Source organism: Clostridium sp. JNZ X4-2, from assembly GCF_054889485.1.
In genome coordinates this window covers 2127177-2145307 of sequence record NZ_CM142685.1, presented here as the reverse complement: position 1 = coordinate 2145307, position 18131 = coordinate 2127177, and the positions used below count along the sequence as shown (strand labels likewise).

Below are 18131 nucleotides of genomic sequence, written 5' to 3'. Positions count from 1 at the left end.
TTGGGAGTACTTCTAAGACATTAATAAGATGAGGTGAGATTATGAAAGACAAGTATGATGTAGTGGTAATTGGTGCTGGAGTAGTAGGCAGTGCTGTAGCCAGAGAACTTTCACGTTATAAACTCAAAGTAGCTGTTTTGGAAAAAGAAATGGATGTAGTTTGTGAGACAAGCGGTAGAAATAGTGGTGTTATTCATGCCGGCTTTAACAGTAAACCAGGTACACTGATGGCAAAATATTGTGTAGAAGGATGTCTTGGGTTTGATAAAGTTGCAGAAGAATTGGATATCCCGTTTAAAAGGACAGGTAAGCTGGTAGTAGGATTTACAAAAGATGATATAGAGGAACTGGAAGAATTAAAAGCAAAAGGTGAGAAAAATGGAGTGCCTGGGCTGAGAATAATATCAGAAAAGGAAATAACAGAAAAACAACCTTATGTAAAGGGCAAAGCAGCTTTATTTTCACCAATGACAGGTATAGTAAATCCTATAGTATATACAATAGCACTGGCAGAAAATGCATGTGAAAATGGAGTGGAATTTTTCCTGGAAAGGGAAGTAAGGGGAATTAAAAGAATAGAAGATCATTATGAGATATCCACCAATAATGAAACTTTTAAAACTAAATGGGTTATAAACAGTGCAGGATTAAATTCTGATAAAATCGCTGAGATGGTTGGAATAGAGGATTATAAAATATATCCATGCAGGGGTGAATATTTTATACTTGATAAAAATTTTAGTAAATATTTAACCATGCCTGCATATCCGGTACCAAATAAAAAAGAAGGCGGATTAGGCATTCATCTTACTCCTTCTGTAGATGGAAATGTTCTCATAGGACCAAGTGCAGTGTATATAGACGAAAAGGACAATTATTCAGCTACTCAAGAAGTAATGGATATGCTTATAGAAGGCGGTAAAAAAATGCTGTCTCAATTGGAAAGAAAATATTTTATAAGAAACTTTTCAGGAATAAGGCCTAAATTGGTAAGTAAGGAAAAAGGAGGTTATGCAGACTTTGTAATTGGAGAGAGAAAAGGAATACCAAATGTAATTAATTTAATAGGGATAGAATCTCCGGGACTTACAAGTGCACTTCCTATAGCAAGAGATGTAGTTAAAATCATAGACAAAAAGGAAATTTTACAGGAAAATGAGAAATTTAACCCTATAAGAAAGGGAATATTGAAGTTTAATGAGCAGTCAGATGAAAAACAAGCTGAACTTATAAAACAGGATCCGGATTATGGCGAGATATTTTGCAGGTGTGAAACAGTTACAAAACATGAAATATTAGAAGCAATACATAATCCTCTGGGAGTTAAGACCTTGACTGGAATTAAAAACAGAACCAGGGCAATGATGGGAAGATGCCAGGGCGGATATTGCCAGACAAGGATTGTGAAACTTCTAATGAAGGAATATAATTTGGAACCAGAGGAAGTAAGATATTCAAGAAAGAACGGATATCTTTTTGAAGGGAGGGTTAGGTAATGACCATAATACAAAAAGATGTAATTATTATAGGAGCGGGTCCTGCAGGACTTGCAGCAGCTATAAAATTAAAAGAACAGGGAATAGATGATATTCTCGTACTGGAAAGGGAAAAAGCCCCGGGTGGAATACTTAAGCAGTGTATACATGATGGATTTGGTCTTCTAAAGTTTAAGGAAGCACTGAGCGGACCTGAATATGCAGATAAATTCATCCAAAAGGCAAAAATAGAAAATGTGGAAATAGAAACTGAAGCTACAGTTATAGGACTTACAAAAGACAAGGAAGTCACAGCGGCAACAAGAAATGGATTAAAAAAATATAAAGCAAAAGCTGTCATATTATCAATGGGATGCAGGGAGAGGACAAGAGGCGCTATAAGTATACCGGGAACAAGGCCTGCAGGCATTTTTACAGCAGGTGTTGCTCAATCCTATATAAATTTAAATAATCTTATGATCGGAAAAAATATTATCATTCTTGGGTCAGGTGATATAGGTCTCATAATGGCCAGAAGACTTACACTGGAAGGGGCCCATGTCATCGCAGTATTTGAAAAACTCCCTTATCCAAGCGGCCTTCCCAGAAATATACAGCAGTGCTTGAATGACTATAATATTCCTCTTTATTTAAGCCATACTGCTACTAATATTATAGGCAAGGATAGAATTGAGGAAGTTGAAATTAGTGAACTGGACAAAGATGGACAGCCTATAAAGGGTACAGAAAAAAATTATAAGTGTGATGCTTTAGTTTTATCTGTTGGACTCATACCTGAAAATGAATTGTCCCTGCAGGCAGGTGTGGAACTTGACGGCAGGAGCAATGGAGCACTGGTTGATGAAAATTTACAGACTGATGTAGATGGAATATATTCCGCTGGAAATGTGCTGCATGTACATGATTTGGTGGACTATGTATCAATGGAAGGTGAAAAGGCTGCTGAATCAGTTGTAAGACAGCTCAAGGGCCGTGGTGCAGGAAAAAGCGAAATAAATATAAGTACTGATAGGACAATAGGCAACATAATACCAAATAGAATAAGTGGAACTGAGGATGTAGAATTGGCCTTAAGAGTAAGCAGACCAGCAAGAGATAAGGTTATAAAAGTTTTGCAGGGCGAGAGAGTTATAAAAGCAGCCAAATTAAAAAAACTTAATCCTGCGGAAATGATACATTTAAAGGTTAAAAAAGATGATATTAGATCAAAAGAAGATATTAAGGTGGTGGTAGAAGTATGAAGAAAGATTTTACATGTATAGTTTGTCCTAATGGTTGTGATATTACAATTGAATATGATGGCGGGCAAATTACTAGCATCAGTGGAGCAACCTGTAAAAGGGGAGAGAAATACGTAAAACAGGAGATACAGGATCCTAAGAGAACTATTGCTACTCTGGTAAAGGTCAAAAATGGCAGGGAACCTTTGGTAAGTGTCAGAACGAAAGAGCCAATACCCAAAAATAAAATATTCGATGTGGTAAATGAAATAAAGAAAATAAAATTAGAAGCACCTGTAGAAATACATCAAATTGTGAGAAAAAATATTTTAGAACTTGGTTCTGATGTTATAGCAACCAAAAGTGTAGAAAAATTATAATAAATGCTGAAAATATGAAAGTGTAGGCTGCTCTTTACTCCCGGTTGGCAGTTGGAGAGTTGGAATCTGTAAAGTGATGCTGTTTATTATTTAATCCTGAAAAAAGGAAGAAAAGATGGGAGTATTAGGGCAGATACACATTGCTAAATTATGGAACTGATCTATTTTTTGATTATTTGCATAATGTTTTTTAAAATATTTCATAAAAACGATTACACAAATATCTTCGATTTTTAGGATACAGGTAATAAATTAAAATAAAAGTTTGTGTTCAGGTTGTTGTATATAATGTAGTTTTCTTAAGAATTTTTGCAATATACGGAAATATGGTATTCATACTGTTTTATCATGCATTAAAGATAAATCTAGTTTATATTTTTGTATATTTGTATTAAAATAGTGATTATGATAGCTTTTTAGGGGATATATATTTTGGGTGACTTAATATGTTTAGTTAAATAAGACCTTAAAATGCATTATAGTATTAATAAGGTTTCATAAAGCTCCAGTTAAATAATTTTAACAATTTGAAATAAAGTATATAATTAAAAGGGGGAAATCTCATAATGCAGATATTAAAAACCATGAAAAAGGTACCTGGGGGAATGATTGTAGTACCACTTATTTTAGGTGCAGTAATAAATACATTTTTCCCAAATGCACTGAAAATAGGTGGATTTACTACAGCTTTATTTAAAAATGGCTCATCCTGCCTGATAGCTCTATTTATACTGTGTTCTTCCGCTAAAATCGATATACATAAATTGGGAACTCCCATATATAAAGGTCTAATATTGACAGTTCCTAAAATATTAATAGGTGGAATTTTAGGATGGATTGTGGGAAAGACATTTGGACTTTCAGGTGTATTGGGGTTGTCACCTCTTGCTATAATTCCGGCAGTGGCAAATTCCAATGGAGGAATGTATGGAGCAATGGCAGCTCAATATGGAAATGATACGGATGAGGGAGCAATATCATTAGTGGCATTAAATGTTGGACCCTTTGTTACCATGCTTTTCATGGGAGTAGGCGGCCTGGCGGACTTTCCCATATATTCGTTTATAGCCATTCTTGTTCCAGTTGCAATTGGAATATTTTTAGGAAATGCAGATGAGGATATGAGAAAATTCTTAAGCAGTGGTTCAGGATTGCTGATTCCCTTCTTTGGTTTTGCTCTTGGAACGGGAATTAATCTTGCAAATGTCATTAATGCAGGTATTTCCGGAATCGCATTGGGGTTATTTACATTTGTAGTAACTGGCTTTGTAACATATGCTTTATATGGTTTATTTCCTGGAAGCAATAGATCCCTTGGTTTTGGAGTGGCAAATACGGCAGGAACCTCAATGGTTGTACCTGGGCTTGTAGCGGAAGTTGATAAAACTCTAGTGCCATATGTAGCTGCAGCAACTACTCAGATTGCAGCATCAGTGATAGTATGTGCAATCTTGTGTCCCTTAATGGTAGGATATCTCGATAAAAAATGGCGGCAGTCTGGTAAAATATCGGTGAAGCAAAAAAGCTTAGTATAAAAGACAGTATTTCTCTGTGGAGCTGGAGCTGCTTAGAGGTTTATTGTGTAATTTATATTTTAACTTTATAATAAAAAGTTTATATTTTAAAAGTCAAGGAGGAATATTATGACTGGTACACTTGTTAATGACATGGAAAATGAATATGATCAATATTTAAATGATGAATCACGTACTGTGGGAAAAGCGGATTATATTTCATTTCCTTCGTCTGAAGATGATATAGTAAAGATAGTATCTTATGCTAAAAAAAACAATGAAAAAGTAACAGTACAGGGAGCACTCACAGGAATTACAGCAGGCGCTGTACCTAAGGGCGGAATTATACTCAATGTCAGCAAGATGAATAAAATTACAGGATTAAGGTATGATGAGGGCAAAAAATGTTTCTTATTATCAGTACAACCCGGAGTTTTACTTTCAGAAGTTCGTAAGGCCTTGGATAGTTTAGATTTTGATACTAAAGAATGGTCTGATGATTCAACCAATGCATTAAAGCTGCTTCGAAAAAATGGTAAGTGGTTCTTTACTCCAGATCCCACGGAAGCTTCCGCATCAATAGGCGGAATGGCAGCCTGCAATGCTTCAGGTGCAAGATCCTTTTACTATGGACCTACGAGAAACTATATAGATTCAGCACGTATTGTACTTTCTGACGGTTCTAAAATTAAATTAAGAAGAGGAGCAGATAAGGTTAAGAATTCAAAATTTACTGTAAAGACAGATTCAGGTAAAGAGGTAAAAGGTCACCTGCCTTATTATGTTATGCCTCATGTTAAAAATGCTTCCGGATATTATGTAAAAAAAGATATGGATCTTTTAGATCTATTTATAGGTTCGGAAGGAACGCTTGGCATTATTACTGAAATGGAAATACAACTCACCCCGCTTCCAAATCAGATATGGGGAGTCACTTCATTTTTCCCATCAGAAAAATGTGCCATAGACTTTGTGTATGCTGTCAGAGAAGCCGAATTGAATGTAAAAGTTGCTGCTATAGAGTATTTTAATAATAAAGCATTGAATCTTATACGCAAACAGAAAGAAATTACTATGGCTTTTTCACAAATGCAGGATTTGCTTCCCAATTACCATACGGCAATTTATGTAGAACTTCATGGGGATACTTATGAAGAATTAAGTAAAGCTATGTTGAAAATTGGAGAATTAATTGTAAAATGCGGTGGAAATGAGAAGGATAATTGGCTTGCCACTAATCCCATAAACTTAGAGAGACTTATAGCTTTTAGGCATGCTACTCCGGAATGTGTCAATCTAATTATCAGTGAGAGAAAAAAGAAGAATCCACATATTACTAAATTGGGTACGGATATGGCTGTACCTGACAGTGAACTTAAGGGTATAGTGGATTATTATGATGATTCTATTTCCAAATCCGGACTTCAAACAGTAATGTTTGGACATATAGGAAGCAATCATATACATGTCAATATACTGCCGAGAGGTGATGATGATTATAACAAGGGCAAATCAATGTACCTTAAATGGTCGGATCATGTAGTGGGTATCGGTGGCACCATATCAGCAGAACATGGTGTAGGTAAATTAAAAACTGCTATGCTGGTTGAAATGTATGGCAAGGACAATATCCAAAAGATGAGAGCAATTAAAAAGATTTTTGACCCAGACAATATTTTGAATTCAGGAAACATTTTTGAAAGTCAAAATTAACATTATAGAAAGCAGATGATTAGATTGAATATATTAGTTTGTGTAAAACAAGTACCGTCAACTACTGAGATAAAACTGGATCCGGAAACTCATACTATAATTCGTGATAGAAATGATAATATAATCAATCCTCTTGATACTTATGCAATAGAGGAGGCGTTAAGGTTAAAAGAAAAATATGGTGGTAAAATTACAGCTATTAGCATGGGTATACCTAAAGTTACTGATATGTTGAGAGAAATTATAGGGCTTGGAGTTGACGAAGCAGTACTCTTAAGTGATAGAAAATTTGCAGGTTCAGATACTCTGGCTACAGCTTATGCATTGGAAAAAGCAATAAAAAAAGTTGAAAATTATGATCTTATTATTTGTGGAAAACAGGCCACTGATGGGGATACTGCACAGGTAGGCCCTAATCTTGCTGAAAAATTGGGGATCCCCCACACAACATATGTAAGCAGAATAGACAGTGTGGAAAATGGCAGGATTAAATGCAGAAGGAATGCAGATGAGGGATATGCAATGGTGGAGTTAGAACTTCCAGCTCTTATAACAGTTGTAAAAGAAATTAATGTTCCCAGGCTTTCAACTATAGCCGGACTTAGAAGATCCATAGATGCAAAAATACCTGTGTGGAATAGTTCTGATATTGATGCATCTGATGATTTTATCGGATTGACAGGTTCCCCTACTCAAGTTAAGAAAACTTTTGTACCGGATCATAATATAGAAACTGAATTTTTAAAGGGTACACCTGATGAACAGGCTGGGGCACTTGCAGAAAAGCTCACAGCAATGGGTATTTAATAATCTAAAGTAAGGAGAATAGTATATGTCAAATATTTCTATTATAAGTAAAAAATGTGTAGGATGTAAAAGCTGTATGCGCCAGTGTCCATATGGGGCTATAAGCATGAAAGACAAAAAAGCAGAAATAGGAGAAAACTGTACTCTATGCGGAGCCTGTGTGGAGGCTTGTAAATTTGGTGCAATATTAATGGAGAAAGACAGCAATAACTGGCAGCAGAGCGGAGACCATTATAGTGGGATTTGTGTTTTAGCTGAACAGTTCAATGGCCATATTAAGGCTGTAACTTATGAGCTGCTGGCAAAAGCTGGTGAGTTGGCTCTGAGTTTAAAGACCAAGGTTTCAGTTATATTGCTTGGTTATAATGTTAATGATAATGCAAAGGCTATTATTGCTCATGGTGCAGATGAAGTACTTGCTGTAGATAATATCATGCTTAAGGACTTGAATGAAGAAATTTATCCCGAATTGATTACACAGATAATCAAACAATACAAACCAGAAATACTGTTAATTGGTGCCACTGCTTTTGGCAGATCCATAGCACCCAGAATAGCTTCAGCATTAAATACAGGTTTAACTGCTGATTGTACAAAGTTGGAAATAGACAGTAAAACAGGACTGCTTTTTCAAACAAGACCTGCTTTTGGGGGAAATCTAATGGCTACAATTGCATGCCCTCTTAGAAGACCACAGATGGCTACAGTAAGGCCTAAAGTGCTGAAGGCTGCAGAAGCAGATAGTTCTCGGGAAGGTAAAGTCATTTATCCGGAAGTAAGTTTTCCAAAGAATATTAAATTACGTATCTTAGAAACTGTTTTATCCGATTCTCAAAAGATTAATGTAGCTGATGCAGATATTGTAGTTGCTGCAGGAATGGGTATGGGAAGCATTAAAAATATGAAACTGGTGGATGAACTTGCTGAAGTTCTGGAAGGAGCGGTAGGAGCCACAAGAGCTGTTGTAGATTTAGGATGGGCGGAATACAGCCAGCAAGTTGGACAAACTGGTAAGACGGTAGCACCTAAAATTTATATTGCCTGTGGAATTTCTGGTGCAATTCAGCATCTTGCAGGTATAGCATCCTCAGCATATGTAATAGCTATTAACAAGGATAAAGACGCTCCTATTTTTAAATCTGCAAATGTGGGAATAGTAGGAGATTGTCTTGAAGTTCTGCCTGAATTGGTAAAATCATTAAAGAAAATAAAAGAATCTAAAATTAAAGTCGGAGCATAATTTTAAAATAGATTATATTTAAAAATAGGGGGTATATATATGAATTTTAAGTTGGATATATTATGCAGGGCATTTCCCGGTAAGTCCACCATAAGTGCACTTGGATGGAGTAATGTTGTGCTTATACGTACCAAAGACAGAAATATATTGTTTGATACAGGTGCACAGGGAGTTAGACCAAATCTTTTGAATTCACTCAAAAATTTGTCTGTAGAACCAAAAGAGATAGACACAATTTTTTTAAGTCACTTGCATTTTGATCATTGTGGAAATGCCTCTTTATTCCCAAAGGCAAAGTTTATTATAAGTGAAACTGAATGGAAATATGCTACTACAGAGGATGATATCTTTACAGCAGCAGAATCTGTAGGATATTTGAAAAACAGAAAAAAGCTTATGATATCTCAAGATGGAGAAGAGATTTATCCTGGCATGAAAGCTATATTTACCCCGGGACATACACCTGGTGGAATGTCTCTGGTACTGGCGGCAGATGATGAAAAGTGGATTATTGCCGGTGATGCAGTAAAAAACAGAATAGAGTTGTTCACGGAGAAAGTTGATATGTCTTTAAATGATGAGGACAGTAAACAAAGTATATTCAGAATAAAAAATACTGCAAATCGTGTTTTACCAGGACATGATTGCTGGCTGAGAATTGAAAATGATGAAGTTGTACCTGAAGAAAAAGTACAGGTTGAGATTTCCCTTCCTAAGGGAATGCAGGGTGGAAAAAATGGAGTTTTCAAATTAGCTGTTGAAAAATAGCTAATTTATCTGATGAACCGGCTAAAATTCAAGTATTTGTCAGATTGTGGTTAATAGCAGAAGTAATAACTATAACTTGACACAAATAGACATGAATGATATAGTAATAGTTGGAAAATTAAGATAAAATACTTGTAATTTAAGGGGTGAATTAATATGGCAGATGGAAATTCAAGCACCAGATCAATAGAAAGAGCTTTTGATATATTGGAGTGCTTTATTTTTGACGGTATAGAATTATCGTTAATGGAAATTTCAAATAAAATTAAATTATCCCCTAGTACGGTTCACAGGCTTATTGGTACACTTCAGAAAAGAGGCTATCTGGAAAGAAATCCAGTAAATAAAAAGTATTATTTAGGTGCTTTAATTGTCAAACTAGGCAATATTAGTTTGAAATATTTTAAAAAAGAATTTATTCAGATTGCATTTCCGTATATGGTAGAATTGCGTGACAAATTTAATGAAAGTGTTACTATGTATGTGAGAGATGGTAATAAACGTGTTTGTGTACAAAGAGTTGAATCAAAACAGAGTTTAAGATTGGTTATGAATATTGGAAGTATATTGCCTTTAGAAAAAGGTGCACCGGGAAAGATATTGCTTGCTGATTTACCTGAAGATCAGGTAAAAGAGCTGGTGGAGGATTATGATGATACTTTTAAAGATACTTTAGAGCAAGTGCGTAAAAATAAGTATGCTATAAGCAGGGGTGAAAGGGAAAAAGGGCTGGGAGCCATAGCTACACCTGTGTTTTTTGCTGATGGAAAAGTTCTTGCGGCACTATCTATGACCGGTCCCATAAACAGACTTTTAAGTAAAAATGTTAAAGAAAAAATTGCAGCTGTAATTGAATATGCTTCAGAAATATCAGAAGCCCTGGGATATATGGAGAAGAAATAGGTTATTTTTAAAGGTATAATGCTACAAAGGACAAAGGACAGAGAAATTTACAATTTAGATTTTAGAGGAGTTATTAATGAAGAGCAATACAGTAAATACAATAGAGGCATGGTATAATTTTAAGATAAAAATAATTTTAAAAAGTATGCTGGTTGGTATTTTTGCAGGATTTGTAACAGTATTTTACAGATATCTTTTAGAAAAATCACTTATAGCTGCTCATTTTATTTATAGTATGGAACTTAAAAACTTTTGGCTTATTCCAGTATTTACTGTTGTTCTTATAATTGCAGGTTATGTAGTGGGATGTATTGTTCAAAGTGATTCAATGGTAGCGGGCAGTGGCATACCCCAGGTGGAGGGTATTTTAATAGGAAGACTTAGGATGAATTGGTACAAAGTAATACTAAAAAAATTTGTAGCAGGAGTTATAGCCATTGGTGCAGGGTTATCTTTAGGAAGAGAAGGGCCTTCAATACAAATAGGAGCAGCAGTAGGACAAGGTATTGGCAGACTATTTAAAGGAACTGATTTAGAGGAAAAGTTTTTAATAACCAGCGGTGCTAGCGCAGGGCTTGCAGCTGCTTTTAATGCACCTGTTGCAGGGTGTATTTTTGCGTTGGAGGAAATTCATAAAAATTTTTCATCAAAGATTTTGATTTCAGCCTTTTCAGCATCTATCATTTCTGATTTCATATCCAAGCAATTGTTTGGAATGTCACCTGTTTTTAATTTTAATTATATAAAGGTATTACCTTTATATAATTATGGTTACATAGTGCTGCTTGGAATAATTTTAGCTTTATGCGGAGTTCTATTTAATAAGGCACTTTTAAAATCCCAGGATATTTATAATAGTATAAAATGGCTTACAGTAAAGAGAAAACCTATAATAGCTTTCTTAATAGCTGGAGTCATAGGACTTGTTTTACCACAGATACTTGGAGGAGGGCATGACTTAGTTTCTGCTCTTGCAAATTCAAATATGACTATACAGATGATGATTGTAATATTGGTGGGGAAGTTCCTGTTCACAATGTCATCTTATGGATCGGGAACTCCAGGTGGAATATTTCTACCACTTCTGGTCATCGGGGCGCTTACAGGCAGTATCTATGGAAATATTATTCATGTTGCCTTTGGATTTAATTCACAGTATATAAATAATCTGATAATACTTGGCATGGCTGGATATTTCTCATCAGTTGTAAAATCTCCGATTACAGGTATTGTACTTATTACAGAAATGACTGGAGCTTTTACTAATCTTTTGTCCATTTCTGTGGTAAGTATAGTTGCCTATATATTTTCGGACATGTTGAATTCTAAACCTGTATATGAACTTCTTTTAGGCAGGATATTGAATAAAAGCACAGGATGTAAAATAGAAGATGATAAAAAAACTATAGTTGAGACTGCAGTTCATATCAATTCAGATATTTGTGGAAAGAAAATAAAGAATGTGGCATTTCCACCTCATTGCTTAATTGTAGCATTAAAAAGAGGTGAAAAAGAAATAATACCAAAAGGTGATACAGTTGTTTGGGCAGGGGATTATTTAATAATACTTATTGACAAGAGTTATGAGGCTGAAATAAGAAAAAGTTTGTATGAGTTATAATAATAAATTAACTATAAACCTGTATAAAAAGAAATAAATTTTATGTTTGAAATTTAAAAGGTTAATATTAAAATAGCAAATTTATTAGAAAAAATTTATTCCCGCATAGAAAAAAATATATTTTTCCAGGGTTTTAAAAATTATCATATATAATTATGAATAAATATCTGTATGTAAGGTTCATTTAGCCTGATGCATTACATTGATGAATTTATGAAGCAAATAAAAATAAAGGAAGATGCTTATATTTATTATATATATTGAAAATATTATGTTGAATATGAATTCCATTTAATATTTATATAAAATTATGTATAATTAATCTATGCTTGGAGAATTAAGCAATGGACAAAATATGCAATGTATATGAGAAAAAGGGGGACTAAAAGATGAACTTTCAAAAAGATGTTTATAATACAATGAAAGAGCTTGTTGCTATACCAAGCATATCTGGCACAAGGCAGGAGAGCTTTATAGCAGAAAAAATATATGAAAAACTTTTAGAAATACCTTATTTCAAGGAAAATACCCATAATGCCGGTAAGGTAAAAATTGAAAATGATCCACTTGGAAGAAGTTTTGTATGGGCAGTGGTAAATGGAAAAGAATATTCTGAAAATTCATTGATTTTGTCAGGACATTTGGATGTGGTGGGAGTAGAAGAGTTTGGACATTTGAAATCCCAAGCTTTTGATGTAGAAAAATGTACAGAAAGAATTTCAGAATTGGATTTGGATGAGGATACTAGAGAGGATATTAAATCTGGAGATTGGATATTTGGAAGAGGAACTGCAGATATGAAATTTGGAATAGCTCTTAACATCGAACTTTTAAGGAAGTTCAGTGTGAATAGAAATTTTAAGGGAAATTTATTGTTTTTGGTGGTCCCGGGGGAAGAAAGCAATTCTGAAGGTATGATTTCAGCAATACCCTTTCTTCTTAACTTAAAAGAAGAGAGAAAATATAATTACTGCGGCATGATAATATCCGAACCAAGCATACCGGAAAAGAAGGAGAAAGTTAGTAAAAGATTGTACATAGGCAGTGTGGGTAAAATTATGCCTCTGTTTTTTTGCGTGGGAAAAGAAACCCATGTAGGTGAATCTTTAAATGGATTAAATCCTAATCTAATGGTCTCTGAAATAAATAGATTGTTGGAATGTAATGAAGATTTTTCAGATAATGCCTATGATGCTGTGACTCCCCCGCCCATGTGCTTAAAACAGATGGATTTAAAAGATCTCTATTCAGTTCAGAGCCCTCTTTATGCTGCAGCTTATTATAATGTACTGACCCTTAAAATGGGATATGAAAAATTTATTGGAGATCTGAAAAGTCTGGCCAATGAAGCTTTTTTAAATGTATTGGATAACCTTTCAAAAAAAAGAGAGAAATTTGCAGAAAAATCCTCCAGACAATTAAAATTTCAATCTGTTTATCCCTGTGTTATGACTTACAGTGATATTTTTTATGAAGTTAAAAGCAGCTATAAGGATTTTGACAGTTATATAAGAAAAAAAATTAGTTTGTGGAGAGATGAAAAAAAAGATAATCAGACTATAGCTATAAATATAGTGAGAGAGACCTATGAGCTATATAAAGAAAAAAAGCCCATGATAATAATTGCTATCATTCCACCTTATTATCCGCATAAATACCTAAAAAGTGAAGACAGTAGAAGCGGCAAGTTTATAAATATAGTGGATAGAGCTATTGAATATGCGGAAAGAGAACTACATGAAGAAATCATAAAAACTAATTTTTTTATGGGTATATCTGATGCAAGCTACACAGGTGTAAGTGCAGATAGTTCAGTAAACGGTCTTATTTCAAATATAGTCGGCTATGATATAATCTACAAACTTCCTATAGATGAATTAAAAAAGATTGATATCCCTGTAATAGTTTTTGGAGGTTCAGGAAAGGATCTGCATAAATATACTGAGAGGCTAAATTTGCCTTATTCATTTAATGTAGTTCCAAAACTTTATGAATATATAATTTCAAATATACTAAAATAATACAAATAAGATTAATATTATACCGTATTTTAAATTTACGGATTAATTCGAATATTCGAAATAAAGATATATAATTGATTATAAATATCAAAAGACCCTTTTTAGGAATAAGAATCCATGGGAAAATTTTTTGCAATACTTAATTTAAATTAAGTATTGCAAAAAAAATATTAGAAGATATAATAATATTGGAATAGAAATAATATAAAATTTATTATAGTATCTTAAAAAGGAGGATAAGAAATGACATCAGATGTAAGTGAAACCAAGAAATTGACGCTTATTTCCCTAATATTAATGATCTTTACTTCTGTATTTGGATTTGCCAATATGCCTAGATCATTTTATTTAATGGGATATGGAGCAATTCCATGGTATATTTTATCTGCAATTACATTTTTTATACCATTTGCTTTTATGATGTCTGAGTATGGTGCTGCATTTAAAAATGAGAGAGGTGGAATCTATTCATGGATGGAAAAATCCGTAGGTCCTAAATATGCTTTTATAGGAACATTTATGTGGTTTGCTTCTTATATAGTATGGATGGTGAATATATGCTCTACAATATGGATCCCATTTTCAAATGCCATATTTGGAAAAGATGTAACTTCTACATGGGGGATTCTGGGGTTGAATTCCACTCAGACAATAGGAATATTGGGAATAATTTGGATATTATTTGTAACGTTTACAGCATCAAAAGGACTGGACAAGATAACAAAGGTGACTTCAGTAGGGGGCACGGCAGTTGTACTTCTAAATGTGGTATTATTAATTGGAGCATTAATTATACTCATAGCAAATGGAGGTCATCTGGCAGAGGCAGTTGCTTCGTCCCAATCTTTTGTAAAATCTCCTAATCCGGAATATCAATCACCAATTGGAATGTTATCTTTTTTAGTTTTTGCAATATTTGCCTATGGCGGCATTGAGGTAACCGGTGGATTGGTGGATCAGACTGAGAAAGCTGAAGTGACTTTTCCAAAGGGGGTTACTATAGCGGCCTTAATTATTGCAGTAGGGTATTCGTTAGGCATATTTTTATGCGGTATATTTACTAATTGGAATGATGTATTATCACAAAAAGGAGTTCACATGGCTAATGCTGCCTATGTAGTTATGCAAAACCTAGGATATCAATTTGGACAAAGCTTAAATATGAGCCAAGCTGTTTCTCTTACTATTGGAGCTTGGGTAGCTAGATTTGTAGGATTGTCCATGTTTTTGGCCTTAACAGGAGCTTTCTTTACTCTGTGCTATTCACCATTAAAACAGATTATTGAAGGTACACCTAAGGAATTATGGCCGGGAAAAATGGCAGAAGTCAAGAATGGAATGCCTGTAAATGCTATGTGGGTACAATGTGTAACAGTAATAGTATTTGTAGCATTAGTATCATTTGGCGGAGATGCTGCTGCTAAATTTTTCTCAAGACTTGTATTGATGACTAATGTGGCAATGACTTTGCCTTATATGTTCCTGTCCGGTGCATTCATAGCTTTTAAGAATAAAAAAGAAATAGTAAAACCTTTTGAAATTTATAAGAGTAAATCTTTAACCTGGGTTTGCACTATATTAGTTACATTTACAGTAGGATTTGCTAATTTCTTCACAATAATTGAACCGGCTACTGTGGGAAATTTAGGAGACACTGTTTGGATGATAGCAGGACCGCTATTCTTTACACTGGTGGCACTTGCAATGTACAGCAGATATGAGAAAAAATGCAGTAAAAATACTGTCTGTTCCAAATAATGTTGATAAATTAAAAGAATCCATCCAGAATTTAATTCTGGATGGATTCTTTCTTGTAATGCAATTCAAAGGTTTATTTTACTGGTATTTTATACTGCGGGCATAATTGAGAAAAGTGCCCCTGTATACGTATACTCTATAATCTGCTGCTTCAAATTTTAATTAAGTACATATACATTGACAGATCTTATACCCCAGCTTTGGGCTTCAGACTGGGAAGGTACGAATAAGTCTATTCTATTTCCCTTTATGGCACCGCCGATATCTGCTGCAATGGCATAACCATATCCCTCTACATAAACTCTGGTACCAATAGGTATGACTCTGGGATCTACAGCTATAGTACTGTAGCTGTTTGGATCTCTTTTAGTAGGAGAACCTGATGCCGTAATACCATCACCGGTATATGCAGTTGCCTGCATGCTGAGAACTCTGGAAGAAGAAACAGTGCCTGAACCTCCACGGGATAGAGTTTGATTACTGCCGGTAGTACTAGCCGCAGCAACGATAGTAGAATGAGAAGCTTGTTTAATTTGAGAATTTTGCGCAGCTATTAATTGTTGTTCCTTTGATGTTTCTTTAGAAAGAAGTTCATTTTGCTGTTTTATATCATTATTCAATTTGGTTAGAATAACTTCATTACCTGTTCTTAAAGATTGTAACCTGTTATTTTCATCATTCAAAGTTTTCTTTTCTGTTTCTATAGCCAGTTCATTTTGCTTTAGTTTGGCAATAATGCCGTTATCAAATTTTATAACTCTTGTAATAGTATCAATTCTGGATAAAAAATCACTTAAATCCTTGGAAGACAACACTATTTCGAGGTATCCATCGGTGCCATTTACATACATAGCTCGTATCCTTTTTTTGAAAAGGTTATTCTGGGACAGGGAATTATTTTTTGCAGTTTCCAATTTGACTTGTGTATTTTTGATGTTTTTAGCAATCTTATTCATATCTGCTTTATTTTTATCAATTTTTTGTATTACCCCATTGATTTGATCATTTAAATTCCCCACTTTTGCTTCCAATTGCCTTTTGTTATCCTGAGTTTGTTTTAATTCATTTGACGTATCTGCAGAGGATGCAGCAAAAACATTTCCGCATGTCATTATGATTAATACAAAAGTCATAATAACAGATAAGGTTTTTTTATTCAATTTATTTTCCCCCTTAAATGGTTATTAAGCTTTGAAATTTAATTCAAAACTTACTAATGTTTTTTATTATACCATTAATCTATGCTAAAACTCAAGTTTTTATAGAGCTAACTACAATAATATGGATAATCTGGATATAAGAACTATTATACTATAGAATAATATCTGAAGCAAATGAGGGTTTAAGGTCTTTGACTGAATGTGGGAAATTCAGGCAGAACCTTTATTATAGACTTTGTGAATTAGTAAAAGAAGGATTTAACGGATTCATAAGATCAATGTGCTAAGAAAAAAAATTCTTTGTAATTATAAAACTTGAAAAAATTAATTATAAAAACTTGAAAAAATTTATTGACATTGTCAAAAATCTATAGTACACTACCAACTAATGAATAAAAGCTGTGATTGGACTTAGTAAATATGTGTACATTTTAGAGAGAGTGGGATTAGGTGAAAGCCCATAAATTAGCATATTGAAACTCACCCAGGAGCTGCAGGCTGAAAATCTTAGTAAGCTTAGCCGGTTTTTGCACAAACCGTTATATGAATTGAGTATAAAATTGGGTGGTACCGCGACAGACTTTTTCGCCCCAGCGAAAAAGAGCTGTTTTTTTTATACTCTGATTTAGAAAATTTATTAATTTGTACATCAATTTTGTAATTTATGCAGATATGATAATATATCAGCCACAACATTATTATATCTATGGAGAGATGGAGGTTTATTGTATGAATATCATAGTCCTAATTAAACAGGTTCCTGATATGGAAAAAGTAAAATTTGATAGTGAAAAGGGAGTGGTGGATCGCAAATCTGCTGGTACAGAAATCAATCCTTTTGATTTAAATGCACTGGAAGCAGCGGTGCAGATAAGTGAGAAAATTGATTCAACTGTTACAGCTGTGAGCATGGGACCGCCAAGTGCAAAGGAGGCTTTGAAAGAATGCATTGCAAGAGGGGCAGCACAGGGTATACTTGTCAGTGATGCAAAATTTGGAGGTTCAGATACTAAGGCCACCTCTACCATATTGTCCAGTGCAATTAAAAAAATAGGCAATTATGATTTAGTTATTGCAGGAGAAAAAACTGTAGATGGTGATACAGGCCAAATCGGACCTGAAGTTGCAGAATTTTTGAATATACCTCATGGAAGTTATGTAAGCAAAATACAGGATATAGATGAAAATGAAATTAAAGTCTGCTCCGAAATATGGGAGGGAACTTATTTAAAAAGTATAAAATTACCTGCACTTATTACAGTTACAAAAGATATAAATACTCCAAGGCTTCCTTCTTTCAAGAATAAAATGAAAGCCAGAAAAGCAGAAATAAAAATTATAAAGTTTGAGGATTTAGAAGAAAATTTAAATATAGATAAAGTGGGATTCAAAGGATCACCAACAAAGGTAAAAAAAATAGAAATACCCCAAATGACAAAAAGACAGGGAAAAATATACAGACAAAATACTTCACAGGCAGTGGGAGATCTTATCAGCATATTTAAAGAAAAAAAGGTGGTGGACTGATAA

Annotated in this window: 14 protein-coding genes and 1 other annotated feature; of the genes, 13 read left to right on the top strand and 1 reads right to left on the bottom strand. The window is 34.0% G+C overall.

Translation table 11 applies throughout. From position 1 onward, the window contains the following. The first annotated feature begins 41 nt into the window (after positions 1-41). The 12 genes from ACYUJ6_RS10320 (at position 42) to yjeM (ending at position 15441) form a co-directional block, all read left to right on the top strand. Positions 42-1496 (top strand): FAD-dependent oxidoreductase, encoded by a 1455-nt coding sequence (locus tag ACYUJ6_RS10320; protein WP_461842702.1) that lies wholly within the window; start codon positions 42-44, stop codon positions 1494-1496. After that, complete coding sequence (locus ACYUJ6_RS10315; protein ID WP_461842701.1) at positions 1496-2737, top strand: NAD(P)/FAD-dependent oxidoreductase; 1242 nt, start codon at positions 1496-1498, stop codon at positions 2735-2737. Before ACYUJ6_RS10320 ends, ACYUJ6_RS10315 begins: the two co-directional genes overlap by 1 nt. Next, a complete protein-coding gene (locus tag ACYUJ6_RS10310; RefSeq protein WP_461842700.1) occupies positions 2734-3096 on the top strand; it encodes a DUF1667 domain-containing protein in 363 nt (120 codons plus the stop codon). The genes ACYUJ6_RS10315 and ACYUJ6_RS10310 overlap by 4 nt, the downstream gene beginning before the upstream one ends. Positions 3097-3662: 566 nt before the next feature. Then, positions 3663-4631 (top strand): 2-keto-3-deoxygluconate permease, encoded by a 969-nt coding sequence (locus ACYUJ6_RS10305; RefSeq protein ID WP_461842699.1) that lies wholly within the window; start codon positions 3663-3665, stop codon positions 4629-4631. A 108-nt stretch (positions 4632-4739) separates the two neighbouring features. Further along, positions 4740-6323: an FAD-binding oxidoreductase gene (locus ACYUJ6_RS10300; protein WP_461842698.1), complete on the top strand. Its 1584-nt coding sequence runs from the start codon at positions 4740-4742 to the stop codon at positions 6321-6323. A 15-nt stretch (positions 6324-6338) separates the two neighbouring features. Then, entirely contained in the window at positions 6339-7130 is a 792-nt protein-coding gene (locus ACYUJ6_RS10295) for an electron transfer flavoprotein subunit beta/FixA family protein (RefSeq protein ID WP_461842697.1), read from the top strand. A gap of 25 nt (positions 7131-7155) precedes the next feature. Further along, on the top strand, positions 7156-8370 hold the full coding sequence (locus tag ACYUJ6_RS10290) for an FAD-binding protein (protein ID WP_461842696.1): 1215 nt from the start codon (positions 7156-7158) through the stop codon (positions 8368-8370). 39 nt (positions 8371-8409) lie between these two features. After that, on the top strand, positions 8410-9138 hold the full coding sequence (locus ACYUJ6_RS10285; RefSeq protein ID WP_461842695.1) for an N-acyl homoserine lactonase family protein: 729 nt from the start codon (positions 8410-8412) through the stop codon (positions 9136-9138). 156 nt (positions 9139-9294) lie between these two features. Beyond that, positions 9295-10041, top strand: coding sequence for an IclR family transcriptional regulator (locus tag ACYUJ6_RS10280; RefSeq protein WP_461842694.1), 747 nt, complete (start codon positions 9295-9297; stop codon positions 10039-10041). A 76-nt stretch (positions 10042-10117) separates the two neighbouring features. After that, positions 10118-11662 (top strand): ClC family H(+)/Cl(-) exchange transporter, encoded by a 1545-nt coding sequence (locus ACYUJ6_RS10275; RefSeq protein WP_461842693.1) that lies wholly within the window; start codon positions 10118-10120, stop codon positions 11660-11662. Positions 11663-12051: 389 nt separating this feature from the next. Further along, positions 12052-13683, top strand: a complete 1632-nt coding sequence (locus tag ACYUJ6_RS10270; protein ID WP_461842692.1) for a M20/M25/M40 family metallo-hydrolase — start codon at positions 12052-12054, stop codon at positions 13681-13683. A gap of 243 nt (positions 13684-13926) precedes the next feature. Then, the gene (yjeM, locus tag ACYUJ6_RS10265; protein ID WP_461842691.1) at positions 13927-15441 is read left to right on the top strand and encodes a glutamate/gamma-aminobutyrate family transporter YjeM; all 1515 of its coding nucleotides are present in this window, start codon (positions 13927-13929) and stop codon (positions 15439-15441) included. A 158-nt stretch (positions 15442-15599) separates the two neighbouring features. Here the strand turns inward: yjeM and ACYUJ6_RS10260 are convergent, their stop codons facing one another. Next, positions 15600-16601: a 3D domain-containing protein gene (locus tag ACYUJ6_RS10260; protein ID WP_461842690.1), complete on the bottom strand. Its 1002-nt coding sequence runs from the start codon at positions 16599-16601 to the stop codon at positions 15600-15602. A gap of 392 nt (positions 16602-16993) precedes the next feature. Then, positions 16994-17197, top strand: a binding site (T-box leader). 133 nt (positions 17198-17330) lie between these two features. Between ACYUJ6_RS10260 and ACYUJ6_RS10255 the strand changes: the two genes are divergently transcribed. Beyond that, entirely contained in the window at positions 17331-18128 is a 798-nt protein-coding gene (locus tag ACYUJ6_RS10255) for an electron transfer flavoprotein subunit beta/FixA family protein (protein WP_461842689.1), read from the top strand. Positions 18129-18131 lie beyond the last annotated feature (3 nt).

Excerpts from the sequence above, each read along its gene's own strand:
- ACYUJ6_RS10285 (WP_461842695.1), top strand. The coding sequence starts at position 8,410 with ATGAATTTTAAGTTGGATATATTATGCAGGGCATTTCCCGGTAAGTCC.
- ACYUJ6_RS10295 (WP_461842697.1), top strand. The coding sequence starts at position 6,339 with ATGATTAGATTGAATATATTAGTTTGTGTAAAACAAGTACCGTCAACT.
- ACYUJ6_RS10305 (WP_461842699.1), top strand. The coding sequence starts at position 3,663 with ATGCAGATATTAAAAACCATGAAAAAGGTACCTGGGGGAATGATTGTA.
- ACYUJ6_RS10315 (WP_461842701.1), top strand. The coding sequence starts at position 1,496 with ATGACCATAATACAAAAAGATGTAATTATTATAGGAGCGGGTCCTGCA.
- ACYUJ6_RS10270 (WP_461842692.1), top strand. The coding sequence starts at position 12,052 with ATGAACTTTCAAAAAGATGTTTATAATACAATGAAAGAGCTTGTTGCT.
- ACYUJ6_RS10290 (WP_461842696.1), top strand. The coding sequence starts at position 7,156 with ATGTCAAATATTTCTATTATAAGTAAAAAATGTGTAGGATGTAAAAGC.
- ACYUJ6_RS10255 (WP_461842689.1), top strand. The coding sequence starts at position 17,331 with ATGAATATCATAGTCCTAATTAAACAGGTTCCTGATATGGAAAAAGTA.
- ACYUJ6_RS10300 (WP_461842698.1), top strand. The coding sequence starts at position 4,740 with ATGACTGGTACACTTGTTAATGACATGGAAAATGAATATGATCAATAT.
- ACYUJ6_RS10320 (WP_461842702.1), top strand. The coding sequence starts at position 42 with ATGAAAGACAAGTATGATGTAGTGGTAATTGGTGCTGGAGTAGTAGGC.
- yjeM (WP_461842691.1), top strand. The coding sequence starts at position 13,927 with ATGACATCAGATGTAAGTGAAACCAAGAAATTGACGCTTATTTCCCTA.
- ACYUJ6_RS10310 (WP_461842700.1), top strand. The coding sequence starts at position 2,734 with ATGAAGAAAGATTTTACATGTATAGTTTGTCCTAATGGTTGTGATATT.
- ACYUJ6_RS10280 (WP_461842694.1), top strand. The coding sequence starts at position 9,295 with ATGGCAGATGGAAATTCAAGCACCAGATCAATAGAAAGAGCTTTTGAT.
- ACYUJ6_RS10275 (WP_461842693.1), top strand. The coding sequence starts at position 10,118 with ATGAAGAGCAATACAGTAAATACAATAGAGGCATGGTATAATTTTAAG.